Genomic DNA, 25,767 nt, shown 5'->3' on the forward strand with positions numbered 1-25,767 from the left:
CGAAACTAAGCGTCTCATGGATGCGCTGTCTTATCGTTGAACCGAGCCACATTTTGACCTCCTCGGACGAACGGAGCGCAGCGTGAACAAGTGTTTCAACTTGCGGACCAAGTTCAAATCGATTGCCACATTGTAACGAGGGGAATGCTCTTTGTGTGTTTTGCGGCGGTGCCCATGTTCGGCGTGGCTCAGTTGAGCGAACACAATGAAAGGGGTATAGCAGACTGGAAATTCCAAGAAGGTCTGGCCGGCGGCGCTTGAGGGAGGCCCTGTGATCGAGAGGTTCAGTAATTTCAAGATCAGATCGAAACTGTTGTGTGGTTTCGTGATCATCGGACTACTGCTCATCATCATCGGCGGCTTGTCCATCGTAGGCATGAATCGGCTGAATGGGAACACGGAGTTCATCTATAAGACGAACTTGGTGGGGGTCACGGTCATGGGTGATCTGCGCGCGCAGATGCTGCGCAGGAGCAACTTCGTCGTATGGCACATATTGGCGAACGACTCGGCCACAATGGCCGCGCGGGAAAGGAGCATCACGGAACTCGACAAAGAAATCGAGGATCTCTTGGCGAAGTATGTCCCGCTCATCGTCACGGAATCTGAAAAAAAGGTATTTGAAAAACTAATTGCCGGGATTCCCGAGTATATGGAAATCCGCAAGAAAGTGTTGCAGCTCAGCAAGAACTTCAGCAAGGACGCGGCAGCAGAGGTTCAGAAGACCGAGCTGGCAGGGAAAATCGACGTGCTCTATGAGGCAGTAGACTGGTTGGTCGAAGAAAACAAAAGACAAGCGGAGGAGAGTTATCGATCCGGTCACGATCTCAGCACGAACCTGAATTTGGGGATGGGGTTATTGAACATCAGCGCGATCCTCATCGGCGCATTCACCGTATGGTTTGTCTCCAGGTTGATCAGTAAGAATTTGCTGAATGTGCTTGATGCGGCACATAAACTCCAAGGCGGCCAATTGACCCACCGCTCGACGGTCACGACACAGGACGAAATCGGCGAGTTGGCGCAGGCGTTCAATCAAATGGCCGAGGCGTTGGCCCAGGCGGGGGGCAAACAACAGGAGATGATGGAGGAGATGCAGGCACGCATCGACATCATGAACACCACGAGCATCGTTTCGGAAGCCGACCTCAGGGGCGATATCCTCACGGCCAACGAGAAATATCGTGAAATCTCCAAGTACTCAGAGAAAGAATTGATCGGTAGTCCGCACAGCATCACGCGCCATCCGGACATGCCGAAGGAGATCTTCAAGACCATGTGGAAAGCGATCGGTAAGGGAGAGATCTTTCGAGGTGTCATCAAGAACCGCGCGAAAGATGGTACACCCTATTATGTCGATGCGGTGATCAAGCCGATCATGGACCTGAACGGCAAGCCTAGGAAATACTTAGGTGTGCGCTACGAAATCACGCAATATGAGCTCGCGCGTCAGAATATGAAGGGCATCGTCGATGCGATCGACGCGTCTTATGCCACCATTGAGTTCGACCTCAAAGGCAATGTGCTCACTGCCAACAATGTATTCTTGCAGACGATGGGCTACAGCCTGGAGGAAATTAAGGACAAACACCACAGTCAGTTCGTAGAATCGTCGTATAGCGGATCGCCAGAGTATCGCGCCTTCTGGGAGAAGCTCGGGTGCGGCGAGCGAGAGGCCGGTCAGTACAAATGCATCACGAAGAGCGGCAAGGAGGTTTGGGTCCAGTCCAGTTACAACCCGGTCATGGACGAGATGGGGCGGCCGTTCAAAGTGCTGCAATTGGCCGATGACATCACGGGACAGAAGCAGGCGCAGGTCGAAGTGGAAAAACTGATTGTCGCCGCGGCAGCCGGCCAACTATCCGAGCGCATCAAGACTGATCGGTTCGAGGGTACGGCCAAGGTGCTCACTCAGAGTTTTAACCAACTCCTTGATGCCGTCGCCACTCCCTTGAATGAAGCCCAAGCCGTGCTCACCGCGTTGGCGAGTAATGATCTCACCAAGGCGTTGACGGGGGTTTATCAGGGCGAATTCGAGCAGATGAAGACCAGCTTGAACGGCGCGTTGATGAATCTAGCCACCACGATCGCTGCCGTGCGTGAATCTGTGGAGGCGGTCGCGACGGGTGCCGAAGAGATCACAAAGGGCAACGAAGACCTGTCGCAACGGACCAGCGAACAGGCCTCGGCACTGGAAGAGACCAGTGCCTCGATGGAAGAGATGACGAGCACCGTCAAGCAGAACGCGGACAATGCCAAGCAGGCTAATCAACTGGCGGTGGCCGCGCGGGATACGGCGGACAAGGGTCGGGCGGTCACAAAACGGGCCGTGGACGCGATGGGGGAGATCAACAGAAGCAGCAAGAAGATTGCCGACATCATCACGGTGATCGACGAGATTGCATTCCAAACAAACCTGTTGGCCTTGAATGCAGCCGTGGAAGCGGCACGGGCGGGAGAACATGGGCGCGGGTTTGCCGTGGTGGCGGCGGAGGTACGGAATTTGGCGCAGCGCTCGGCGACGGCGGCCAAGGAAATCAAGGCCCTGATCAACGAGTCGATTCAACGGGTGAACGACGGTAGCGAGTTGGTCAATCAGTCGGGGAAGACACTGGAAGAAATCGTGAGTGCGGTGAAGCGGGTCGGTGACATTATTGCTGAGATCACGGCGGCGTCGCAGGAGCAGGCGAGCGGGATCGACCAGGTGAACAAGGCGATCATGGCGATGGACGAAACGACACAGCAGAATGCGGCCCTGGTGGAGGAGACCACGAGCGCCAGTCAGTCGATGAGGAGTCAAGCGGCGGAACTCCTGCGCCGAATGGCGTTGTTCAAGATCCAGAGGATGTCCGAGGCAGAGAAAGCGGAGAACCTGGCCATCGCCAGTGTGAGGGAACATACTGCGCGCTCGATCGACCGCGCGTATAACACTCGGGAACAGAAGGTGGCAAAGTCACGATCCCCTCAAACGAATACGCCGAAGAATGCCATGGTCGTCTCCGGAGGGAATACCTTCCAGGGGTCGGAGGAGTTCGAAGAGTTTTAACGAGGGATTGCTCAGCTGAAATTGTTCCCGACGGGAGGTTCTCCTTCATGACATCACGTAGTTCTGTTTTGGCCTCAACCTAACCATGTGAAGGTTTGTACAAAGCCGAGTGCAGCATAGCACCCTCCGTCGTGTTCCCTCAGCCCGTGTCCGTCCGCTTCGTTTAAGATTAGCTCTTGACAGACCGATAGAGCTCTATGCATGGGTGCGTTGCGTCAGCCGAGGCGCGCCTTGTTCGTCCCAGGTTTTGACCGCCATGGAATACGCCATCTCGACAGAGGAGTATCAACGCTTTCGGAGGCTCATCCACGACAAGAGCGGAATTGCGCTTGGAGACCGAAAACAATCGTTGGTGCAGTCCCGCCTGTCCAAGCGACTGCGCGACCTCCGGTTGTCGACCTTTTCAGAGTACTACGATCTCGTCCTGAACGATCCGAAGGGGAAAGAATTCACCTGTCTGCTGGATCTGATCTCGACCAATAAGACCGATTTCTTTCGTGAGCCGAAACATTTCGATTTCCTCCGTGACAGGATTCTTCCAGAATTGGCGGAAGAAAAGCGTATCCGCATCTGGTCGTCCGCCTGCTCGACCGGTGAAGAGCCCTATACGATCGCCATAACGCTCTTCGAACATGCGCAGAATCCCGCCCAGTGGGATTTCAAGATACTCGCTTCGGATCTTTCCACCCGAGTACTGGATAAAGCGGCAGCTGGTACATACAACAAAGACCGCTTTCGTGATGTGCCGCCGGAGGTGCTGAGGCGGCATTTCTTACGCGGGCGGGGGGCTAGCGCGGGCCTCTTTAAGGTGAAGCCGCATCTTGCTGCGGTGATTCGGTTTCGTCGACTCAACTTGATGGACAGTCAGTTCCCGATCAAGAATCCTCTGGACCTGATTTTCTGCCGGAATGTCATGATCTACTTCGACCGGCCGACTCAGGAAACATTGATCAAGAAGTTCCACCGCCATCTCAAGCCGGGTGGTTATCTCTTCATCGGGCATTCCGAGAGTCTCCAGTGGGTGAATCACGCGTTCAGCTCGTTGGCCCCGACGATCTATCAGAGGGAACACTGATAGCGATGGCGCTGATCCAAACCGATCACTTCGCCCATATTCGGCGGATGCGTGACAGTCGCTTCCCGCACGAAATTGCCGCGATCCTGCCGGGAGAATTTTTTGTCAGTCCGGATCCCATGATTGTCTATACCGTGCTGGGTTCCTGCGTGTCGGCATGCGTTCGTGATCCGGTCGCCGGGGTCGGCGGGATGAACCATTTTATGTTGCCGAAGCCAAAAGAGGGGAGGAATGACTCCTGGGGCGAGTCCGCCAGATATGGCTCATATGCGATGGAGGCGCTGATCAATGAAATTGTCAAACGCGGAGGCAGCAAGAGTCGCCTGGAGATCAAGTTGTTCGGGGCAGGACGAATTTACGATGGCAACATTGACGTGGGTGCCAGGAATGCCGAGTGGGTCCTGGACTATCTCCAAGCGGAAGGACTGACTGCCTGTCGGACGGATCTCGGAGACAGCTTCGCGCGAAAAATTTACTATTTTACCGAGTCGGGACGAGTGCTGATGAAGAAGATCGAGCGGGGGAAGAATTACACGATCGCCGAACGCGAGAACGAGTATGCGACAAAGATTCAGTTGAAGGAACAAGCATCGGTAGAGGACGTGACGCTGTTCTGATGGAACAAGGGACCAGCGACCATTGTCCTCATCCTCGATCCATGGGGATGGGCTACTGGTGACCGGTCATGAGCAATCGATGAAGAAGATACGCGTCTTGACGGTCGATGATTCAGCGTTGATGCGGCAAGTGCTTGCCATGTTGCTCGCGAAAGATCCTCAAATTGAGGTCGTCGGCTCGGCGCCGGATCCCTATATTGCGAGGGAAAAGATCAAGGCGCTGAACCCCGACGTGCTGACTCTCGATGTGGAAATGCCCAAGATGGACGGGCTCACATTTTTGGAGAAACTGATGCGTGGGCACCCGATGCCGGTCGTGATGATGAGTTCGCTGACCGAGGCCGGCTGCCAGACCACCATGCGCGCGTTGGAACTCGGAGCGGTGGATTTTATTGCCAAGCCCAAGATCGATCTTCGAGAAGGAATGGAGGAGATCGCCCAGGATATCATCGCCAAGGTCAAAGCGGCGTCAGTGGCTCGGATCAGAGGGCAGAATGGAGGGTGTAGGGTCGATCAGAAAGCAAGTTCTTCACCGTTGCCCAGTCCGTCTTCCACCGCGATGATCAAAACAACCGATACTATCATTGCCATTGGTTCTTCTACCGGTGGAACGGAGGCTGTGAAGGAGATATTGGAAAGACTCCCGCCGCATACCCCACCCATCCTGATTACGCAACATATGCCGGAACGATTTACGAAAACATGGGCTGACCGGTTGAACCGTCTCTGCCGGATTGCCGTCAAGGAAGCACAAGACGGAGACAGTGTCCTGCCGGGACATGCCTTAATCGCTCCGGGTAATTTCCATATGATGTTGGTCAGGAGCGGGGCTCGGTACACGGTGCGGATCCATCAAGATCCTCCGGTAAATCGCCATCGGCCGTCGGTGGATGTCATGTTTTCGTCCGTGGCCCGTTATGCCGGCTCCAACGCCGTCGGCGTGATCCTTACAGGAATGGGAAACGACGGCGCCAAAGAAATGTTGACGATGAAACAGGCTGGGGCCCTCACGATCGCTCAGGATGAAACGAGCTGTGTCGTGTTCGGCATGCCGAAGGAGGCCATCAAGGCCGGCGCGGTCGACAAAGTTGTGCCGCTTGATGACATTGCCGGGGCCATCCTTGCATACGTCGGACGTTAACGAAGCTGGAGTCTCTATGCCGATTACTCAACGGACATTGCACGACGCCACCGTACTTCACATCGACGAGGTATTCACCTATCGCAATCGCAAGGACTTTTCGTCTGCGGTGATGGCGTTTCGGGAATCCCAAAGCCGGCACCTTATCGTCAATCTGCAAGAGGCGACCTATGTCGACAGCGCAGCGATCGGGCTGTTGGTGCTAACGTCCCAGCAACTGACGGCGGTAGAACGACGACTCAGCCTGGTGGGTCCGCAGGGTACGGTGAGACAGATTCTGGAGATGGCGAACATCGACAGGATGATCGCGGTGTTTCCTACCGAGGAAGCGGCGGCTGCAGGCCGGGGCTCGTGAGAACTCGATGCGAGCCGATCTCGACTGGATCCGAAGAAGGAGGTGCTCATGACGATGCAAACAAGAGAACGACCTGTTCCAAACGGGGTCATCCTTGAAATGACGGGTGATCTGACCTATGCCAATCGTGAACAGTTTAAGACGGCGGTCGAAGCCATTCGGCAGAAAGGTTGCCGACATCTGATTTTAAACATGGCTGAGGTCCGATTCGTAGACAGTTCAGGACTGGGCTTGCTGGCCCTCGTCTCTCAGAATTTCAAACTGAGTCAAGGGAAAGTGAGCATGTTGAAGCCGCAGAGCTATGTGAGGGAAATCATGAGCCTGGCGAACATTCAGAAGTTAATCCCAGTCTACGACAACGAGCAGGACGCGTTGACCGGGCATCGACAAGCAGCGTAGCCAAACCGTGACACCGTCCGTCGGAACAGACAGCCGCCATGCGTGCCGCATCTCGTCACAGGAGGTGTGATGCCGATTCCAGTGAAGGTATCACTTCCTCGAAGTGCCGAAGCGTCGAAACCACAAACTGTGTTGGTCGTGGACGATGAGCCTACCGCACGGCTGGCGTTGGCGGCTCGACTCAAACGGCTCGGCTATCGGGTGATCGAAGCCGGAGACGGAAAGGCCGGGTTGGAAGTGCTCCGCCGCGAGCGGCCCGATCTGACCATCTTGGATTGGATGATGCCGGAGATGGACGGACCGTCGTTCTGCGAGCAGGTTCGTCAGGATCCTGAGCTGCTGTCGAGTCAAATCCTCATGATGACGAGTCATGACCAGCCTGAACAGATCGCCGAAGGCCTGGCCCGAGGCGCCGACGACTTTCTCAGCAAGACTGCCAGCAAGTACGAAATCACGGCACGCGTTCAGGCGGGCATGCGCACGGCGACCTTGATCCGAAGGCTTGAGGATGTGACGGAGGAAATTCTGAAGAAGCAGGAGGCGCTGGAACGGGAGCTTCAGTCCGCCGCCCGCTATGTCGAAACGCTGCTCCCAGCCTCGGGGACAGTCGTGCCCGGTGTGCAGATGGTTCGCGCCTATCGACCTTCTCTCACCTTAGGCGGTGATCTCTTCAACATCGTTCAGTGGAGCGACGATTTCTTGGGGCTGTATTTGCTGGATGCGTCCGGCCACGGAGTCTCGCCGGCGTTACGATCAGCCTCAATTTCAACCTTTCTCCGCAGAGACAGCTTGCTGCACCATGTCGGCTCGAATGACCCAGGTGCGGTCCTGACGGAAGCGAATAAGCAATTCCCTCTTACGGAAAATGGCCATTACTTCACGATCGTATTTGTAAGCCTCGACCTCCGGTGCCGTACACTGTCTTATGCGACAGCCGGGCACAACGGAGTGTTGCTTCATCGCCGGTCTGGTGAGACCTGCTGGATGGCCCAACCGAATCTGCCGCTTGGTTTCGATAGCTCGACAAGCTACCTCACGGCGGAGCTGCCTATTATCCCGGGTGACCGTCTGTATCTGCTCAGTGACGGCCTCTACGAAGTGCCGAATCCGTCCGGCGAACTATGGGGGCAAGCGCGCTTGGACGGGACGATTCGCGGGTTTGGTGAGCGACCCCTGACGGAGGTGGTGTCAGGGACCATCGCAGAGGCCATTCGATGGCAAGGGCATGAGCAATTTCCAGATGATGTGGCGGTGATGGGAGTGGAAATAGCCCTGTGACCGCTTCAATGGGAGTGGAACCCATGAACCTAGACTCAATCTTCAGCATGGATGAAGCGCTCGCTCGGTTGGATGACGATCGAGAGACGTTTCAGATGATGATCGAATTGTTCATGGAGCATGGTCCAAAGGATTTGGCGGAAGTTCGGGCGGCTCTCAATGCCGGGGATGCAGGGGGTGTGGCACGATCCTGTCACCGGTTGAAGGGCGCTGTATTGCAGTTCTGCGCGCCGGCTGCCCTTCAAGCCTGCAAAGCATTGGAAGCGTCGGCGAAAGTGGACAATCTGGCGCAGGGGGGACGGCTCTATGCCACGTTGGAGCAGGAATTCCAACGGCTTCTGGCCGCACTCTGTCAGGTGCGCAACAAAGGAATGGTCGCATGAACAGACCCACAACGTCTGACCATCTCCTGGTGATCGATCCCTGTCCGGATACTCAGGCGCGCATCGCAGAACAGTTGCAAGGCAGAGGGTTTTCTGTCGTTGCGGCGTCCGATCCGACCACCGCATTGACCACGATCGATATGGCGGCACCGGACATTGTGATCACCGACCTGTTTCTTCCTGAAGCAACGGGCCTGACCTTGCTCAAGCAGCTCAAGGCCAGGCACGAACTCTGTCCTGTGATCGTCATGGCGGAGGATGCACCGGAACCGATGATCGTACAGGCGCTTCGGGTCGGAGCCGCCGACTATTTGCACAAGCCCGTGACTGAAGAAGAACTGGCGCATGCGTTGCAGCGCGCTCGGTATCTCCTGCCTGGAGACCTCGCGGATATTCCGGGACTCTGTCGATCAGAATATCGACTGACCGTCGATTCCGACCCGACCCATATCCCAGGGGTGATCTCCTGGCTCATCAAGACGACGGCCTCGACCCTGTCTCCTATCCGACGGCTGCACCTTCGCGGAGCATTACACGAATTGCTTTTTAATGCCGTTGAACATGGGAATCTCGAGATCGTCTACCGGGAAAAGCAGGAAGCTCTCGTGGACGGCCGCTACGAGCAATTGCTGGCTCATCGGCTCGCTCAAGCACGGCTGAGAGACCGTCGGGTAATCATGCATGTGCTTCACGATAAGGACGCAAACAGTCTGGCGTACCGGATCACCGATGAAGGCAAGGGCTTCAAATGGAGGAGCCTACTCACGCGATCCCAAGAGCTCTGTGAGGCGGAAGACACGAACGGGCGGGGGATCTTCTTGGCCCGATCGTTCTTTCCCTGTTTGGCGTATAACGAGCGGGGCAATGAGGTGACGATCACGGTGTCGCTTGATTAGCTCCAAGTCAGATGTTGAGAGCATGATCTTTTGGACCTTAAAACTCGAAACCCATCTTGTATGGTTAGGAGGTTGCTGTAAACCTCAGCCGCTGCCCAAAATATCGCCGGAAGTTTCTGTTCGGTGCTAATATCGGCATCCGGTTAGAGCATTCGCAGATATTCGACAGTGCTCTCCCCCTTGCCGGCATCTCGCTTCAGTATGGCCCATGCGGTTTTGGTCGTTTCATTCACGGTGACGGCAAGGCGCGCGGAGAAATAGTCCGATTTGACATCGTAATCGCTTCTCAGTGTCCGGCCGATTTCTTGAAAGCTCGCAACCCGATCGAGTTCCACTTTCGTCTTGTAGGGGCGTCCTTGGACGATCTCCAGCGCGACGGATTGAGTGACGCTCGGATCCAGCGTCTGAAGGACGATAGGATCAGCTGTGTTGACGTTCATCGGCGCCCCTCCTTCATGCGGGAAGATCGTCACATAGGGAGTGATCCGCTCGATGATCTCCGGCGTGAACCCCTTGATGAGCCGTAGATCTCCCAGCCCGGGTAGCGGACTATTCGGGGATCGATAGGGCGGCCTCAATGATTGGTAGTAGAGGCTCTCGGCACCGGCCGGCTGAGGCACTTCATCCTGATCTATCCAATCGATGAGAGCATCGACCAGATTTGGGCTGACCCTAAGGAGTTCGAATAATCGTTTGGCCCGAAGGATCTTCTTTTTCTGTGCTATGTCACCTCCCGAAGTCGATGCGAGGTCGTTCAAATTGAATTTCCCGGTCTCATCCTGGAGCTGGGCGGTCAGAAACCCATCTCCGATCGCATAATTTTTGATCGGCATGGCCCAGATATCGGTCGGCCCGTCGTATTTCTGCCCCGTCATCTTTTCACGTAAGAGATCTTGCAGCAGTACGGCTCGAGCGGCCTGTACTGCGGCGCGGGTCAACATGCTTGCCTTATAATCGTCCCGAAAGGCGGCGGCGGCTCGATATTCCCGGCGTGCTTCCGCATCGAACTCAAGGATAAGAGCAGTGAGGATCGTCAGCACCAGGAGTGCCAAGAGTAGCGCGACGCCTCGTTCGTCAGCTCTTGGCATAGCTCAAGACCCGGACGGTTGCGTCGATATTGACCGGATTATCGAATTTCGGGCGGATCTGCAGATGGCGAACGTGAAGGTCGTACGGGGCTTGATCGATGGCCACGAGCAGTGCCAACAGGTCCGGCAATTGGATGCCGTCCAATCGGAGATCAACCGCCGTTTCTTCGTAACCTTGCGCCAACGTTTGTTGTTGAGGTTGCATGCCTGTGATACGTTCGCGCACATGGGCGGTGGTGGCTGCTTCCTCCATGAATGTCAGTAAAGAGAAACGGCTGTCTGGTCCCGGCATGCGGCTCTCGGTTTGTGCCAAGCGGTCCCGTTTGACGAGATACGCTTGACCCAATACCGCCAATTCGGCCAGGTCTTTCTGCTTCCGCACTTCCTGTCGATCGAGTCGATCCAGGGTGTCCAATAGAGGGTCGACGATCAGGACAAAGAGGAGACTGAGGCCAAACACAATCCCGCCTGCCAGCACGATGACGCGTTCACGCTGCGACATCTGTCGCCAACGTTCCCGGAAACCCTGCATCATGTTTTCTCCACCGTGACGGTAATTCGAAATACGACTTGATTGGGGCCTGCGCCCACTCGGGTTTCCGTCACCGCAACATCCTTCAATTGGGGGCTCGATGCGAAGGTTTGTTTGAGTCGTTCCACGGCGTCGAAGGAGGTGGTCTCACCCTCCATGAGAATGGCTGCTCCGTCGACGGTCAGCTCGCGCACCTTCACCATTGTTCCAGGCGGGAGTTGTTTCACGAAGGTCGAGAGCGTGCGCAACGCGTTGCCGTCGGCGGTATCGACGACGCCGAGGGCCTTGTCCAGGACTCCGATGCGGTACTGCGCTTGATCGAGCTCTTCCCCGGGAGCCGCACCCGCTCCGAAGAATTGCTCATACTGGCTATGCAGCGCAGTCTTGAGCCGATCGACCCGCTGGCCGTGCAACATGAAGTGAATCGAGAAATCTATGATCACCAGGACGGCAATGACCAGCCCGGCGGCAATCGCCAGGCGGCGGTCTTGTTTGGTCGTGCTGCGGTCCGGCGAGGCGGCGTCGGTCACGCCTTTGAGATCGAGCGCGAGCTCCATAGGAGACGATGTGAATCGCCATCGTGGCCGGATAATCTTTGGGTGAATCGCCAAGCCGAAGGCGATGGAAAATGCCCTTGGGGTTTCAGCTCCGAACCCCTGCCGGGGTCCTACCGGATACAGTCCCAATTGTCGGGAGACATACTCGCCGATATCTTGCAACTTGGCCCCCCCTCCGCATACCCAACAGTGCGTCAAGCGGCTGCGCTCGTTTCCCAGATGGGCCTGCAAGGTGATGCGGAGTTCCTTTAGGATCGGTTCCAACAGACTGTCCACCTGATCCACGGCCATCGTGCGCTTCCGACGTTCTGCTTCTGCGAAACTACAGGCGTGGCGGACGGCCAAGGCATGTGTCAGGTGGTTGCCTCCCCACAGAATCGTCCTAAGGACCAGGGGACGTCCTCCCTGCACGAGGCAGAGCGTGGTTTTCGACGCTCCGACGTCAATGATGGCCAGGTCTTGCGGGACAACCGCGCCTTCTTCTTGAAGGAATTGAGTCACGGTGAAGAGAGCCATGGCATCGACATTGATCGCCGAGGGCTCCACATCGGCTTGAGCCAGAAACCGGAGATGTTCCGCGACCTTGTCTCTCGGTGCGGCTGTGACTAGGACATCCGAACCCTTACTCTCGCGGGCCGTGCCTTCCGCCGTTGGTCCAGGTGGCAACACTAAGCTTCCGACCGCAAGATCTTCGAGCGGCATCGGAACGAGGTTCTCGACTTCAAAAGGGACGACTTGGGCGAGCTTGGCTGAATCTTTGAAGGGAAAGGACAGAGTTCTGACGAAAAGGTCCTGGCAAGGAATCGCGGTCACCATCCGGTCTGTGCCGTAGAGTCCGTTTTGCCAGAGGAATCCACGCAACGATTTGACCCGTCGAGCTGGCTCGAGGTCCTCGGGGCGGGAAAACGGCATCGGATGTTGGAAGTAATCGATCGTTTCCCGCCCGCTCAAGCGGCGACGGAAACGTACGGCCTTCAAGCCCGTTTGTCCGATGTCCAGCCCGACACATTCGTTTACAATGGCCATGAATCCGGCTTCCGTAATTGTTTCGTGCTTGTGGCTTCTGGTTTCACATACGAGCGAATAGCATCAGGTGAACTGAAACTGCAACCTGAAACTTCAGCCCGTACTTTACAATGCAATCCTGGCCTGTGCCAAGGTTCCGACGATCTTGACGGTCATGGGTGTTCCCGGAGGTAGCGAGGGGAGACCAAGTGCTCCAGCTTTCGAAGCAAATCCAGGGCCTGGGACGACCGTCACCGTGAGATTCAATTGGCTCTGTTGCATCGGTTGCTGAATGGTAATGAGTCCTTCGCCTGTAAAGGTGCCGTCGATACCCTCGCCTTTCATCTGTGTCACGTCGCAGCGGAGATCTCGGCATGCGAGTCCCAACGAAACCTTGCTGAATGCGAGTGACAGGGTTCGTCCGTTACCAAGGGGAATCTGATCGATCACCAAGTCCGTTGCCTCGGCCGTCCACATGCCTTCCCCCTTTATCGTGGCGACGGTCGCCTGAGCGGAGTCCACCCGATGGGAAAAATCTCCGTTGAGCGTACCATGCGTGACGTAGCGACGGAGCAATTTGGAAAGATCTACTTGTTGAACCTTCCCATTGATCGTGACGGGGCTCGCCAAGGAAAGGGACGAGGTGGTGACGGTGCCTTTGGCGAGACCTATCGGGGAAGAGGTCTCATTCAGCTTTGCGACGACATCGAGCCCCAGCGTGCCGCCCAACGCCTTCATGACTCCGAGTTTGGCCTCCAGCACCGCCAATTGTATCGGGGTCCAGTTCGGTTGTGTCAAGGTGACGTTTCGCCATTCAAGGCCTATCGGAAGCTCCACGGTCCAATCGGCAACTCGGATTTCCATCCCGGTCGCTCTTGTGAGTTCCGCAACCACCCGCGCCTGGAGCAGACCGTACGGAAAGGTGGCCACCAGAGCCAACACCAAGATGGTGACTCCCGCTACTGTCCAAGCGAGGATCTCTCGCCATGCTTCGGGCCATTTGATGGTCATGATGTGCCGATCGCGACCCATTCCCTCACCGTCCAAGGGTCGGCATCGGGGTATTGAAATGTCACTTCAACCAACAAGGCCTTAGGAATTTTGGGGACTGTCGGCCATTGGTCAAGCCAGATCCGGTTCTGGTCGTCGTAATATCGGATATTGAAGGCCTGGACGTGATCGGCCAGTTCCATCTGATCCAACGATTCATTGGTATCGGTGAGCGTATAGAGATTTCTACGGACGAACCGGATCAGGCGATCACGCTCGCGCGTATAGACCACGCGAACAGTTTCGCTTTCCTTGGCGGCCGACGTGCTCAATTCTTGACTCATCGCGAGGATGGCCAGGATGTCGGCCGGTTGCCCGTCTTGTGTCCCGTTCGTTCCCACCCAGGGATACATGGTATTGCGTTTGCTGAGGGAGATTTCATCAGCCATGAGACGCAAGATTCTTCGGATCGCTTGTTCCTTAGCGGCCTGTTCTCGTCCGGATTCCACGGCGTTCGTCGTCATGACGAGCGACCCGAAGACCATGGCGCCGACCAGGCCCAGCAAGGCCACAGCAATCAGGATCTCGACAAGCGTAAAGCCCGCTTGGGACTTAGAAAGTGAGACGGCCGGCGAAGACATAGGTGCTGACCTCTACCGTTTCCTCCAGTCCTCCCCGCAGCCACGAGATCTTGATACGAATCTCTCGAATCAGCTCCAGCGGGGTGGGCGTGATCGTCCGCTTCCATTTGTACCCGACCGCTCTCGGGGTTGTCTGGATGGTCATTTGTGCTCCAAGCGGGGTATTGAGAAATTCTCCGGTGCTTTCCCCGATGGCATATTGTCCTGCGAGTTCGGTTTCAAGGAGTTTCTCTTGGGCCAACAGCGTGGCGGCCGTCAGTTCGGACGCTCTTTCCTGGAGCTCCAAATCGAAATTTCTGAGGCCAAGGAGAATCGGGAGCGCGATAGCCAGCAAGGCGATGGCCAGCAGCACTTCGAGCAGGGTGAATCCGCTTTCATCGGACTTCGTTCGGTCTCCCATTTGGTCCATCGCGATCTACTGTTGAGTTGGAAACAACCCTCTCGGCGGTGCGCCTGCTCCTGCTTGCTGAGTCGGTTTCAACAGAGGTCGGACCCGATCGGGGATGATCCGGTTCAGAGGGGGGTCGAGTCGTTCGTCGCTCACCCGAATCCCTCCCGTCAATGAATCGACGGCCAGCCCCAGGAGATTATTCTTCGCATCCATCAAGTACATCGTGACCGGCTCAATCCTACCATTGGCGAAGAAGGATATGTCGACTCGTCCGGAAAAACGTTTGTCTTGTCCGACGGAGACTTCCGTCAATCGAATCGATTCAGGCAGCGAACGAGGCAGCTTCCAGGCGGGATCGAGCGGAAGCCGTTCTTCCTTGCCCTCCACCAGCATCATCCAGTAGGTTCCCTGATCCAAATCGAGGTAGAGCTTCAGGGGTTGTTGGCTTGTGGTCGCCAGTCCTTGAAAGGTGCGAAGGACACCGATCAGTTTCCGTCCGGTGGAGCTCAGGTCTTCGTCGAGACTGAAGCGAGGGAAAACGACCACCACGACCATGGTCAAGAGAAACAGGACGATCAGCATTTCTAGGATGGTGAAGCCTGCGCTCTCCAATGACCTATGACCGGTGACCAATTGACTTCCTATTCTTTGTCGAGGTTCCAATTGGTGATATCGGCGTTTACGCCCTCACCGCCGACCTCGCCGTCCGTCCCAAGGGAGGTGACCTCATATTCCACTTTATATTCGCCTTTTTGGACTGGGCTAAGATACTTGTACGGATTTCCCCAAGGATCTTCGGGAAGCTTGGGGAGGTATCCTCCGATTTTCCATTTCTTTGGGACCACACCGACGGAAGGCTTTTCAATGAGTGCCTTAAGGCCCTGTTCCGTAGTGGGATAGACACCATTATCCAATTTGTAGAGTTGCAGCGCTCCCTCGATATTTCGAATCTGAACTTTAGCCGCCGTGCGCTTGGCATCATCCGTCCTGCCCATGATGCGTGGGACGACAAGGGCCGCAAGTATGGCCAAAATAGCCACGACGACCATGATTTCGATGAATGTGAAGCCTGCAGAGTTTGCCGATGTCCGCTGGCCCAAGCAGGCCACGAAGCGAAGCAGTCGATTGCGTTCACCGATGTGTGTGGTAGGCTGGCACTGTTTTCCCGGATCGGTCATCGTGAGTCCCCCTTTATCTCGTTTCACGCTCTTTTACTACTATGTTCCGATTGTCTCCCTAGTGGACCATCTGCCCCATCTCGAAGATGGGTAATAGGATTGCGACGACGATGAAGAGGACGACGGCACCCATGGCCAGGATCATGATCGGCTCCATGAGCGACGTCAAGCGACCGATGACCCGCTCCACTTCGCCATCGTATATTTGGCTCACCCGGCGTAACATTTCCTCCATTTCACCGCTCTTTTCACCGACGGCGATCATATGGGTGACCAAGGCCGGAAATTCGCCGCTGCGCTTTAACGGATCGGCGATCGTCTCCCCCTCGCGGATGTTCTGCCGTGCCGTTTCAACCGTTTCCTCAAGGACTCCATTGTTCATGACGCGCTTCGAGACATCCATCGCGTCGAGCAATTGGACTCCGCTGGCCAACATTGTCGAGAGGGTGCTGGTGAGTCTGGAAATCGACACCATCCGCGCGACGTCTCCGAGCAATGGAAGTTTTAGGATCAATCGATCCGCCATCATGCGACCGGCGCCGGTTCGGACGAAGCGCCGCGTCGCATAGAGGCTTCCGAGTATGAGCCCCACCAATACCATCCAATAGTCGGCAAAGAACTGGCTGACCGACATCAAGGCAACCGTCGGCCATGGCAGTGCTTGTTTCTGCTGAGCGAATACGAGGGTAATTTTGGGGACGACAAACGTAATAAGGAAAAAAAGGATGACCGACCCGATCACGAGCATGATAATGGGGTAGAGCATCGCATTGGTGACCTTGTTTTTCAGGGCGAGTTGTTTCTCCAAGAACTCCGCGAGGCGGAACAAGATCTGATCCAGCGCTCCACTGGCCTCACCGGCCCGTACCATGTGCACATAGATGGGAGAAAAGTCCTTTTCGTACGTCTCCAAGACAGCACTCAGGGCTTTACCTCCACGGATTTGTTCCCGGAGATCAGCCAGCAGGGCCTTGATGGATTTCTTCTCCGCTTGGTCCACTAAGACGCCGAGCGCTTCGATCAACGGGAGCCCTGCTACGAGCAGTGTCGCAAACTGTCTGGTCATCAGGGCCAGATCGTTCGCGGTGAGGGTGGCCGATCGACCGAGGGATCGTTCCGTGCGGCTGTGGGTTTTGTCTCGCGACCGACTCGGCGCTTGGCCTTGCTCGACAACATCGGTCGGATAGACACCCTCTTTCCTCAGTTTGAGTCGGGCAACCTTGACGTTCTCCGCGTCGATGATCCCTGTCGCGGCTCCGCCGTCGCTCCGGTAGCCCTGGTATTGATAGACAGGCATGATCAGCAGACTCCGGACGTATCGGGCTTGGGCGACCGGTGCCGGACAGTCCAAGCTCGAATTGAGAGGGGTAGACGGTCAGCGCGTCGATGCCGCATTATTCGACGTCGATTTCCTGTTGAGTGATCCGCATGACTTCTTCCAGGGTGGTATGCCCTTGAACGACGCGCTCAGCCCCTTCCTGCTTTAACGTGACCATGCCTTTGGCAATCGCGGCCTGTTTGATGGCGGTAGAGTCGGCCTTGCTTCCGATGAGCCGCCTGATCTCGTCATCCAGTACCATGAGCTCAAAAATACCGGTACGGCCACGATAGCCGGTTTGCGAACAGGCCGCACAGCCGGCTCCTCGATACAGGGTGACATTGGAACCGGGTGCGACCTCCAAGCGACCGAGTTCTGCTTCGCTTGGACGATAGGGGCGTTTGCAGTCAGGACAGATCCTTCGCAACAGTCGTTGAGCCAGGACGGCGACGACCGATGAAGCCACTAGAAAAGGCTCGATTCCCATATCGATCAGGCGCGTGGGGGCGCTGGCGGCGTCGTTGGTATGCAACGTGGAAAACACCAGATGTCCAGTGAGCGAGGCGTGAATCGCGATCTCCGCCGTTTCACGGTCGCGAATCTCGCCGATCATGATGACGTCGGGGTCTTGCCGGAGAATCGAGCGGAGTCCGGCGGCGAAGGACAAATTGATCTTGGGGTTCACCTGCATTTGCCCGATACCGAGCAGTTGGTATTCCACCGGATCTTCGACCGTGATGATATTCTTGTCCGGCGCATTGATGTGGCTCAAAGCGGCATAGAGGGTCGTGGTTTTGCCGCTTCCGGTCGGACCGGTGACGAGAATAATCCCGTGCGCGAGTTGAATCAGCTGATGGATCACGGCGAGCCGTTCTTTCGAGAACCCCATTTCCGAAAGATTCAGGAGGCGATTTTCTTTCTCCAACAATCGCAATACGACCCGCTCGCCATGCGAAGTGGGCAAGACGGAGACCCGCAGGTCGACGTCTTTCCCGGATGTCCTGATGCCGAACCGACCGTCCTGCGGTAATCGCTTCTCAGCAATGTTGAGACCGGCCATGATCTTCAGACGAGCGATAATGCTGGCTTGCAGGTGCTTGGGCGGGGTGAGGACCGGGTAGAGCACGCCGTCGATACGATAGCGGACCACCAGCCCCCGCTCGAACGATTCGAAATGGATGTCGCTCGCCCGTTGTCGAACCGCCTGAAACAGCACCGAGTTGACCAATCGGATGATCGGAGCCTCGTCGGTGGCGTCCAGCAAGTCCTGTGGCTCGTCGAGCTCATGCGCAAGCTGGTCGAGGCTCTGGTTTGCCGCGATGTCCTCCATGACCTGCTCCGCACCGGCTGGGTTGGCGATTTCGTCATAGGCCCGGTTCAAGCTGGCCAGCAGAACGACGCTGGTGGTCAAGACCGGTTTGATCGGTTTGCTCAAGAGCAATCGAAGATCGTCAAGCGCGACCGTTTCCAAGGGATCGGTCGATGCGGTCAGAATGACCCCTTCCTCATATCGAAGCGGCAAGACGCGATAGCGTCGACAAAACGCGATGGGTACCTTCTTGATCAGTTCGTGGTCCACATGGGCGTTGTCAAGATGGGGCATCCAAGCCATCTCAAACTGCTGGGCGAGAGCCTCCATCAATTGCTCTTCCTTCAATGAGCGCAAGTGCAGCAGGATTTCTCCCAGCAGGCCACCTTTCTCCCGTTGGTAGGCTAAGGCTTCCTCGAGTTTTGAATCCAAAAGGTTGAACTTTTGCCCGAGGATTTGTCCCAATAGAGGACGATGTACCGTCGGATTGGCCTGATCGTTGTCGAGTTGTTCCGACACTTTGCCCAGACCTCTCAGAAATAGGGATGAGCGCCATCGTAGGCGTTCCTCTGATGCGCTTTGATCCCGGTCGTAAAGATACTCTCCCTCCCGATGGACTGGCAAGGACGCCTCGAATTCTTAACGCAAATGGTGAACTCTTCTGTTCCCTAGACGGTGAGTGTTCCTCGCCATCAGTCGGCTGTTGCAGGAGTCGCTTCGTCGTTTATCGAGGGGTGCTGGCTCAAATGCCAGGGAGATTGTCGGGAGAGCGCGCGACTCGGCTTTCAGCGAAGCTCGTACGTGATCGTGGATCGTTGATTGTTTCGCAGCACGTCGAGCTTGACGATCTGCTCATTCTTCAGTTGTTGCAGTAGATTCAACATGGTACTGGGATCGCGAATGTCGACGCCATTGACGCGCTGCAACACATCTCCCGCCTGAACCCCGATTTTTTCGTAGAAACTGGTCGGGGCGATGTAGTCCAGTCGAAACCCGTTGATGGTTCCGTTCACCATATGCGGCGCGGCTCTGGCCTGGGATAAGAGTTTCGGCAGATCGCTCATGGCCTGGTCCACCTCCCGGCGGTCGATGACTTTTCGTAGAGGCACGCCGGTTGCCTGCGTCTGGGCAGCCGCCGCAGCAGTCGTACCAGTGGAACCGCCTGGAACCGCTTGGTTTTCCGACTGCGCCAGCTCCAATAATTCCTCCAGGTTACCTTGGCGGACCAGAATTCCGTTCCGCCGAATCTCAGTTACTTCTCCCAGATCGAGAACTTGGTCATGGACGCGATACAACGTCTGTTGTTTAGAGGCCAGCTCCTCCGCGATCGCAAACATACCGCGCTGATCGCCCAGTACGACACCGATCAAGCGAATCCTGGCCGCCAAGCCGAGCGAAGCTCGAACCGGGGCGCCGGCTGGCCCTCGCCTATCAGAGTTTGTGAGGTCGCCCTGAGGAGCGGCGGGGAGAAGGAAAAGGCCGCTGGAACGCACATCCTCCGCTGCTTGGGTCGGTGAATAGGAGGCGCGCAGCCGAGAGCCAGTCGCTCGGTCGTTGCCGGAACCAACCGGATGGGTAGGGATCACATACAAGGCCTCGGCGACGAAGGCATTGATGGAGTGCGCGATCAAGAGCCCGCACACGACCAGACAGAGGAATAGGCCGATACGGCGCACTCGTTGTGGAGGAATTGCTGCCACGAATTGCCCTCAGTTCTATCTGACTCCATCGTACATGGCTCCTATCGTTGGTCGCAAGAATCTTTCATCAACGATCTTTTTGCGTGGATGAGTGGACAAACGGACTGAAGCACGCAATAATCCGTTCCGCTTCAGGGAGGATTTCTGCGTGAAGAAAGCACTAATTACCGGGATTACCGGCCAAGATGGATCTTATCTATCGGAATTTCTGCTCGGTAGAGGCTACGAAGTCTATGGCATTGTGCGCCGTTCCAGTTCGTTCAACACAGGTCGTATCGATCCGATCTATGAAGATCCGCATGTGCCCCATCGGCGACTTCACTTGATCTACGGTGATCTGAACGACGCCAGTTCTCTGAATCGGATTTTGCGCACCGTCCAGCCCGATGAGATCTATAATCTTGGCGCTCAGAGTCATGTCCGCGTGAGCTTCGATATTCCTGAATATACCGGCGAGATCACAGGGTTAGGCACCATTCGGTTGCTTGAGGCCATACGAGAATCGGGGCTCAAGCCGAAGTTTTATCAGGCGTCGTCCAGCGAAATGTTCGGCAAGGTGCTGGAGGTGCCACAGAGGGAATCGACTCCCTTCTATCCAAGGAGTCCGTACGGTGCTGCCAAGGTCTATTCCTACTGGATTACGGTGAACTATCGGGAGGCGTACAATCTCTTTGCCTGCAACGGCATCCTGTTCAACCATGAATCGCCGCGACGTGGGGAAACCTTCGTGACGCGGAAGATCACCAAGGCCGCTGCCCGCATCAAGCTGGGTGTCCAAGAAGATTTGTTTCTGGGAAATCTGGAAGCCAAGCGCGATTGGGGATATGCCGGCGATTATGTCGAAGCCATGTGGATGATGCTGCAAGCTCCGACTCCGGACGATTATGTCATCGCGACGGGCGAAACGCACACAGTAAAGGAAATGTTGGAGTTGACGTTTGACCGGTTGCAATTGGATTGGAAAAAACACGTGAAGATCGATGCCAAGTACTACCGTCCGACTGAGGTTGATCTACTCATCGGTGATGCCGGCAAGGCCAAGAAACAACTCGGGTGGCAACCCAAGGTACGGTTCGACGAGCTGATCGCCATGATGGTAGACGCGGATCTCGCGGCGGAGCGAGAGAGATTGGAAGGGGTCGGTAGAAAACATTGAGACTTGGGTGTCCTCATGTCTTTCTGGTCCAATAAGTGCGTCGTTGTCACAGGGGGAGCCGGATTTCTTGGGTCGTTCGTCGTCGGCCAGTTGCGCGCGAAAGGATGCCGGCAGATCGTGGTGCCGCGAAGCAAGGATTACGATTTGGTCCAGATGGAGGCGGTGAAGCGATTGTATAGCGACGCGAAGCCCGACATGGTGATCCATCTGGCAGCTCGTGTCGGTGGCATCGGGGCCAACCAGGCCAATCCAGGTCGGTTTTTCTACGATAACTTGATGATGGGCACACAGCTGATCGAGGTGGGCCGCCAGCTGGGGCTGAAAAAGTTCATCGCAACGGGAACCATTTGCGCCTATCCGAAATTTGCTCCGATTCCATTCAAGGAGGATGACATCTGGAACGGGTACCCTGAAGAAACCAATGCTCCGTACGGGCTGGCGAAAAAAATGATGTTGGTGCAGGTACAGGCCTATCGGCAGCAATACGGTTTTAATTCGATCGTGCTCTTCCCCGTAAATCTCTATGGGCCGCGCGACAACTTTGATCTCGAAACCTCTCACGTCATTCCGGCACTCATCCGCAAATGCGTGACGGCAAAGGAAACAGGACAGGCATCGATTAGCCTGTGGGGGGATGGCTCGCCGACTCGAGAATTCCTCTATGTCGAGGATGCCGTGGAAGGCATTCTGCTCGCAGCTGAACAGTATGATGGTGACCTACCCATCAACCTGGGAACCGGTGAAGAAATCTCGATTCGTCATCTGGCCGGCATGATCGCAGCCGAAGTAGGGTTCACCGGCCAAGTGAATTGGGATACCACCAAGCCGAACGGCCAACCGCGTCGCTGTCTTGATGTTAGTCGAGCCAAGCAGCTTTTCGGATTTCAAGCCCGACATAGCTTGCGCGATGGATTGAAAAAGACGACCCAGTGGTTTCAAGACAACCGTCAGGCGATACGGGAAGTGCGGTTCTAGATCTCTCTCCCAAGTCGGCTCATTCCAGCGGGAACTCGTGTGGATGTGCCGACATCGGCTTTGCGACCCATGGCGCTCGCCAAAAACTGGAACCATTGCACGAAGCTCCAAGTCAGCTACAATCGGTGGACGACAAAGTTGAATCGGCCTGCAATGTGAGGTTTTGAGTGAAGCGCATCGATCTCATCGCCGGAGCACGGCCCAATTTCATGAAAATCGCGCCGATCATCGAGGTATTGAACGCCGCCGAGCGGCGTGGCGGACAGTTGCGGTACCGATTGATTCATACGGGCCAGCATTATGATCGTGCCATGTCCGGGAGTTTCTTCGAGGAACTAGGGATTCCCGACCCGGATATCAACCTCGGGGTGGGATCCGGCACTCAGGCCGAACAAACCGCCGGTATCATGGTCGGGTACGAAAGGGTCTTGTTGAAGGACAAAAGCGACCTCTGTCTTGTCGTCGGTGATGTCACGTCCACGATGGCCTGTTCCATCGCGGCGCGAAAGCTGGGTGTGGCGGTGGCCCATGTCGAGGGCGGCATTCGATCCGGGGATTGGACCATGCCGGAGGAAATCAATCGAGTGGTGACTGACTCCATCACCAACTGGTTTTTCACGACGAGCGAGACGGCCAACGACAATCTGCGTTGCGCCGGTGTGAGCGATGACCGGATCTTTTTCGTCGGCAACACCATGATCGATACATTGATGAAGCATCTTCCACGTTTGCGGCCGCCGACCTGTTGGCATTCGCTGAAACTTGAATCGCAGAAATACTTTGTGGTGACGCTGCATCGACCGGCGAATGTCGATGGAGCACAGCAGCTCCTGTCGCTGCTCCGCGCCATCGCTGAAGGCACCAGAGGACTGCCCGTGGTATTTCCCGTACATCCCCGGACCGCGAAAAATCTCCTGGAACTCGACAGTGCGACACCCCAGCTTCACTATGTCGATCCACTGAGCTATTTGGAATTTAATTATCTCGTCAAGCATGCCACAGGAGTGATTACCGATTCGGGGGGCATCACCGAAGAAACAACGGTGCTCGGAGTGCCGTGCCTGACCCTTCGTGATAACACCGAGCGACCGGAGACCATTTCCATCGGGACAAACGAACTGATCGGGACTGATCCAAACAAACTTTCTCCCGCGCTCGCGCGATTAATGGCAGGAGAATGGAAGAAGGGCTCAGTTCCTCCGCTGTGGGACGGAAAGACTGCGGAACGGATTGTAGAGCATTTGGAGCGGGTGTTGAACGATAGGTAGTTCATGGTTGGTTCCATGCGGAGCCGCCTCATTCAAGTTATGCCTGATATCGCAATCCATCAATCAACCAGTATAGTCAAGTCCTGAATAGCGCACGAGTCTCTGTCCGTTCTAGTTAGTGCAGGGCTGTACGGTCTCACATTCGTTCATGGACGACGGCGTTTCATGATCAGTTTCACAACTTTCCTACTCATCGCATCATTCAAGGCACCCGATTCGACACAAATCGTACTGTTATAAAAAACAGTTTTAAGTTGCCACGTGTAGGTAGAGCCAATACGATCTCAGCAGCTTTCCTAACTAAATCTGCATCCATCGTGTCAGCAGTGGAGGTGCATAACTTGTTATGGTATCTGTCAAAAACCTGAATGAGTCCGATGCCATTGTCATTCGTGCTTCTCTAGAGATGAGTAGCGCGAGCAGGGTCCCAACGAACTCTATCATTGATCTCTGGAGGCACGTTTTCCATCTCATTGCCTGTGCGTTCCTGGCAAGACCAACGTCGTCTTATATTCGGGCTATGGTGATACTGGTATTGTCCGTGGCTGTCTTAGCCGAGCTGAGCGGAATAGCTCAAGCAGCAAGCAACTCAGGTCGGCTCGATAGCGCGTCTGTAGATGCACAGCGTGTGTTGGAAAGAGGAATCCAGCACTTTGGGTCAGAATTCATTCGAACTCAAAGGTCAGGGAACTCGCTTCGCTTGAGATCTGAGGCGTACGCCGAGGTTGGTGTGGGAACGCAGCTTAGGGCCGCTGGCGGAACAATTTCATTTTGGGTGTACCCACTCTGGAAGGAAGACGACCGCACGTCACACACCTTTGTGTCCTTGGCTTGGAATGACCCCAAGAAGAGTTACTTGGCTATAACACTCGGGTGGTGGGAGCCGCAAGGGCGCAATCGTCTTTATTTCATCGTGAGCAACCAAGAATCCATTCATTGCTCCCTGCCATATGAATTCGAGCGCGACGCGTGGACGATGGTCACCGCAGTGTGGGAGGCAGGAGCGAACGGTAATTGCAAGCTTTTTATCAACGGCGGAAAAGTGGCCACTCGAGATCAATCGTTCGTCGGTGACTATTCCGGCCTGGGCCCTCTGTATCTTGGAAGTGATAGGGGGACGACCCAAGTATCGGGACGCAGCGCCAACGCGCTACTGGATGAGCTTCTGCTGTACTCCCGACCATTCAGTGAGGAAGAGGCGAAGAGAACATACGAGGATCAAGAGAAGGATCAGGAGGGGGCAACCGCGAGAAAGTGGAGATGGCTTGATGAAGGATTGGCAATTCAGAAGCCGCTTGTCCGATCAAGAGGAGGAGAGGTGCAGGAAAGCCGCGTGATTTTCGACGAAGATATGCACTGGGCCGTATCAAAAGAGAGTGCAGATGCCATTCTTAGTCGAGTCAAGGCGGCTGGATTCAACGTGTACATTCCATGTGTGTGGCACGGCAACGGCGCATATTACCCGACCCCGCTGGCGGAGCCGGATCCCAAGCTCGCCGCCGTCGTTTCTGTATATGACCCGTTGGCCTATTTGATCCAGAAGGCCCATTCGCTTGGGATAGAGGTCCATCCTTGGTTTACCATTATGCGGCGAGAAAACGTCCTTCACCCAAGCTATTTCGGCGACGGGGTTCCGGACGGCGCATATGACGTCCATAATCCGGAGTTCAGGAAGTTTATCATTGATCTGATGGTTGACCTTGTTCGACGCTACGATGTGGATGGCGTGAATCTCGATTATATCCGTGCGATGGGCCTCTGTACGTCGGACTCGTGTCAGGATGATTACAGACGGTTTACCGGAGTGAGCCTTTGGACTGACTACTATCAGAGGGGAATCGTCGGGTCAGCTAGAGGCCGTCTCGAGCAGTGGCAAGATAGCGCAGTCCGGGAAATCGTGTACGCTTTTTCCACGCGAGCCAGGGAGATCAAACCAAATCTTCTCATCAGTGTGGACGGTCATCCTAAGCCCAACACAGAGTCCAGACCTCTCGAAGGAAGAGATGAAGTGGGTTGGCTGAACGAAGGTCTCATCGACGTGATCTTCGCAATGGATTATCGGGAAACGATCGATTACAAAACCATCGATGCCGTTCGAAAAGATCTTCGCCGACCAGAGCAGCTGATCGTTCTTTTTGGGAACTACGACCGCCTGCATAAGACCGCTCCGGCCGTTCCACGAAAGGGAGTACTTGTCGCTAAGTACGCCTCCTATGCGCAACGCCGGTGGTCCTCACTGGGGATCGGATTTTACATTTATGCTCAGATGTCTGACGACCAGGTATCAGCATTGCGCGGAGGCCCTTTCAAAGAAGAGGCAGTCCCTTCCTGGAGACTTTTGAAGCGACAGCAAACCGACGCCGTCTCGGTGCGAACGCTACAGGGGCTTGGCATTCGATAGGAGCGCGGGAGCGCACCGGTTTAGGACGTCGCGCTACCGTGATTTATCCAGTCTGGTCAGAACAAATC

General features: G+C 55.7%; 24 protein-coding genes. 13 read left to right on the forward strand and 11 right to left on the reverse strand.

What is annotated here, in order from left to right; translation table 11 throughout:
- Positions 1 to 271: 271 nt before the first annotated feature.
- The 9 genes from P0119_10390 to P0119_10430 all read left to right on the forward strand — a co-directional run bounded on the left by P0119_10390 (position 272) and on the right by P0119_10430 (position 9,190).
- Positions 272 to 3,046: a methyl-accepting chemotaxis protein gene (locus tag P0119_10390; protein ID MDF0666461.1), complete on the forward strand. Its 2,775-nt coding sequence runs from the start codon at positions 272 to 274 to the stop codon at positions 3,044 to 3,046.
- A 256-nt stretch (positions 3,047 to 3,302) separates the two neighbouring features.
- Entirely contained in the window at positions 3,303 to 4,121 is an 819-nt protein-coding gene (locus tag P0119_10395; protein ID MDF0666462.1) for a protein-glutamate O-methyltransferase, read from the forward strand.
- A 5-nt stretch (positions 4,122 to 4,126) separates the two neighbouring features.
- Positions 4,127 to 4,738, forward strand: a complete 612-nt coding sequence (locus tag P0119_10400; GenBank protein ID MDF0666463.1) for a hypothetical protein — start codon at positions 4,127 to 4,129, stop codon at positions 4,736 to 4,738.
- Between the two features lie 79 nt (positions 4,739 to 4,817).
- Positions 4,818 to 5,879 (forward strand): chemotaxis response regulator protein-glutamate methylesterase, encoded by a 1,062-nt coding sequence (locus P0119_10405; GenBank protein MDF0666464.1) that lies wholly within the window; start codon positions 4,818 to 4,820, stop codon positions 5,877 to 5,879.
- A 16-nt stretch (positions 5,880 to 5,895) separates the two neighbouring features.
- A complete protein-coding gene (locus P0119_10410; GenBank protein MDF0666465.1) occupies positions 5,896 to 6,234 on the forward strand; it encodes an STAS domain-containing protein in 339 nt (112 codons plus the stop codon).
- A gap of 48 nt (positions 6,235 to 6,282) precedes the next feature.
- The gene (locus P0119_10415; protein MDF0666466.1) at positions 6,283 to 6,633 is read left to right on the forward strand and encodes an STAS domain-containing protein; all 351 of its coding nucleotides are present in this window, start codon (positions 6,283 to 6,285) and stop codon (positions 6,631 to 6,633) included.
- A gap of 69 nt (positions 6,634 to 6,702) precedes the next feature.
- Complete coding sequence (locus tag P0119_10420; GenBank protein ID MDF0666467.1) at positions 6,703 to 7,911, forward strand: SpoIIE family protein phosphatase; 1,209 nt, start codon at positions 6,703 to 6,705, stop codon at positions 7,909 to 7,911.
- Positions 7,912 to 7,934: 23 nt separating this feature from the next.
- A complete protein-coding gene (locus P0119_10425; GenBank protein MDF0666468.1) occupies positions 7,935 to 8,294 on the forward strand; it encodes an Hpt domain-containing protein in 360 nt (119 codons plus the stop codon).
- Positions 8,291 to 9,190: a response regulator gene (locus P0119_10430; GenBank protein ID MDF0666469.1), complete on the forward strand. Its 900-nt coding sequence runs from the start codon at positions 8,291 to 8,293 to the stop codon at positions 9,188 to 9,190. Before P0119_10425 ends, P0119_10430 begins: the two co-directional genes overlap by 4 nt.
- A gap of 143 nt (positions 9,191 to 9,333) precedes the next feature.
- On the opposite strand, the gene gspK is transcribed toward P0119_10430, so the two are convergent.
- From gspK to P0119_10485, 11 genes are all read right to left on the reverse strand, one after another.
- Positions 9,334 to 10,278 (reverse strand): type II secretion system minor pseudopilin GspK, encoded by a 945-nt coding sequence (gene gspK / locus P0119_10435; GenBank protein MDF0666470.1) that lies wholly within the window; start codon positions 10,276 to 10,278, stop codon positions 9,334 to 9,336.
- Positions 10,265 to 10,813 (reverse strand): type II secretion system protein GspM, encoded by a 549-nt coding sequence (gspM, locus tag P0119_10440; GenBank protein MDF0666471.1) that lies wholly within the window; start codon positions 10,811 to 10,813, stop codon positions 10,265 to 10,267. The genes gspK and gspM overlap by 14 nt, the downstream gene beginning before the upstream one ends.
- The gene (gene pilM / locus P0119_10445) at positions 10,810 to 12,393 is read right to left on the reverse strand and encodes a pilus assembly protein PilM (protein ID MDF0666472.1); all 1,584 of its coding nucleotides are present in this window, start codon (positions 12,391 to 12,393) and stop codon (positions 10,810 to 10,812) included. Before pilM ends, gspM begins: the two co-directional genes overlap by 4 nt.
- A 105-nt stretch (positions 12,394 to 12,498) precedes the next feature.
- Positions 12,499 to 13,404 (reverse strand): type II secretion system protein GspN, encoded by a 906-nt coding sequence (gspN, locus tag P0119_10450; GenBank protein ID MDF0666473.1) that lies wholly within the window; start codon positions 13,402 to 13,404, stop codon positions 12,499 to 12,501.
- Positions 13,380 to 14,003, reverse strand: coding sequence for a type II secretion system protein GspJ (locus P0119_10455; GenBank protein ID MDF0666474.1), 624 nt, complete (start codon positions 14,001 to 14,003; stop codon positions 13,380 to 13,382). Before P0119_10455 ends, gspN begins: the two co-directional genes overlap by 25 nt.
- Entirely contained in the window at positions 13,975 to 14,403 is a 429-nt protein-coding gene (locus tag P0119_10460; protein MDF0666475.1) for a prepilin-type N-terminal cleavage/methylation domain-containing protein, read from the reverse strand. The genes P0119_10455 and P0119_10460 overlap by 29 nt, the downstream gene beginning before the upstream one ends.
- A gap of 15 nt (positions 14,404 to 14,418) precedes the next feature.
- Positions 14,419 to 15,027 (reverse strand): prepilin-type N-terminal cleavage/methylation domain-containing protein, encoded by a 609-nt coding sequence (locus tag P0119_10465; GenBank protein MDF0666476.1) that lies wholly within the window; start codon positions 15,025 to 15,027, stop codon positions 14,419 to 14,421.
- A gap of 8 nt (positions 15,028 to 15,035) precedes the next feature.
- On the reverse strand, positions 15,036 to 15,599 hold the full coding sequence (gspG, locus tag P0119_10470) for a type II secretion system major pseudopilin GspG (GenBank protein ID MDF0666477.1): 564 nt from the start codon (positions 15,597 to 15,599) through the stop codon (positions 15,036 to 15,038).
- Positions 15,600 to 15,630: 31 nt separating this feature from the next.
- Positions 15,631 to 16,869 carry a type II secretion system inner membrane protein GspF gene (gene gspF / locus P0119_10475; GenBank protein ID MDF0666478.1) on the reverse strand — a complete coding sequence of 413 codons (1,239 nt, stop codon included), beginning with the start codon at positions 16,867 to 16,869 and terminating at the stop codon, positions 15,631 to 15,633.
- A 97-nt stretch (positions 16,870 to 16,966) separates the two neighbouring features.
- Positions 16,967 to 18,718 (reverse strand): type II secretion system ATPase GspE, encoded by a 1,752-nt coding sequence (gene gspE / locus P0119_10480; GenBank protein ID MDF0666479.1) that lies wholly within the window; start codon positions 18,716 to 18,718, stop codon positions 16,967 to 16,969.
- Positions 18,719 to 18,984: 266 nt separating this feature from the next.
- Complete coding sequence (locus tag P0119_10485) at positions 18,985 to 19,899, reverse strand: hypothetical protein (protein MDF0666480.1); 915 nt, start codon at positions 19,897 to 19,899, stop codon at positions 18,985 to 18,987.
- Between the two features lie 148 nt (positions 19,900 to 20,047).
- On the opposite strand from P0119_10485, the gene gmd reads away from it, so the two are divergent.
- The 4 genes from gmd to P0119_10505 all read left to right on the forward strand — a co-directional run bounded on the left by gmd (position 20,048) and on the right by P0119_10505 (position 25,699).
- Positions 20,048 to 21,055 (forward strand): GDP-mannose 4,6-dehydratase, encoded by a 1,008-nt coding sequence (gene gmd / locus P0119_10490; protein MDF0666481.1) that lies wholly within the window; start codon positions 20,048 to 20,050, stop codon positions 21,053 to 21,055.
- A gap of 15 nt (positions 21,056 to 21,070) precedes the next feature.
- Complete coding sequence (locus tag P0119_10495) at positions 21,071 to 22,030, forward strand: GDP-L-fucose synthase (protein ID MDF0666482.1); 960 nt, start codon at positions 21,071 to 21,073, stop codon at positions 22,028 to 22,030.
- Positions 22,031 to 22,197: 167 nt separating this feature from the next.
- On the forward strand, positions 22,198 to 23,298 hold the full coding sequence (gene wecB / locus P0119_10500) for a UDP-N-acetylglucosamine 2-epimerase (non-hydrolyzing) (protein ID MDF0666483.1): 1,101 nt from the start codon (positions 22,198 to 22,200) through the stop codon (positions 23,296 to 23,298).
- Between the two features lie 520 nt (positions 23,299 to 23,818).
- Positions 23,819 to 25,699 (forward strand): family 10 glycosylhydrolase, encoded by a 1,881-nt coding sequence (locus tag P0119_10505; protein ID MDF0666484.1) that lies wholly within the window; start codon positions 23,819 to 23,821, stop codon positions 25,697 to 25,699.
- Positions 25,700 to 25,767: the final 68 nt, after the last annotated feature.

Source organism: Nitrospira sp., from assembly GCA_029194665.1.
Taxonomy (GTDB): domain Bacteria; phylum Nitrospirota; class Nitrospiria; order Nitrospirales; family Nitrospiraceae; genus Nitrospira_D.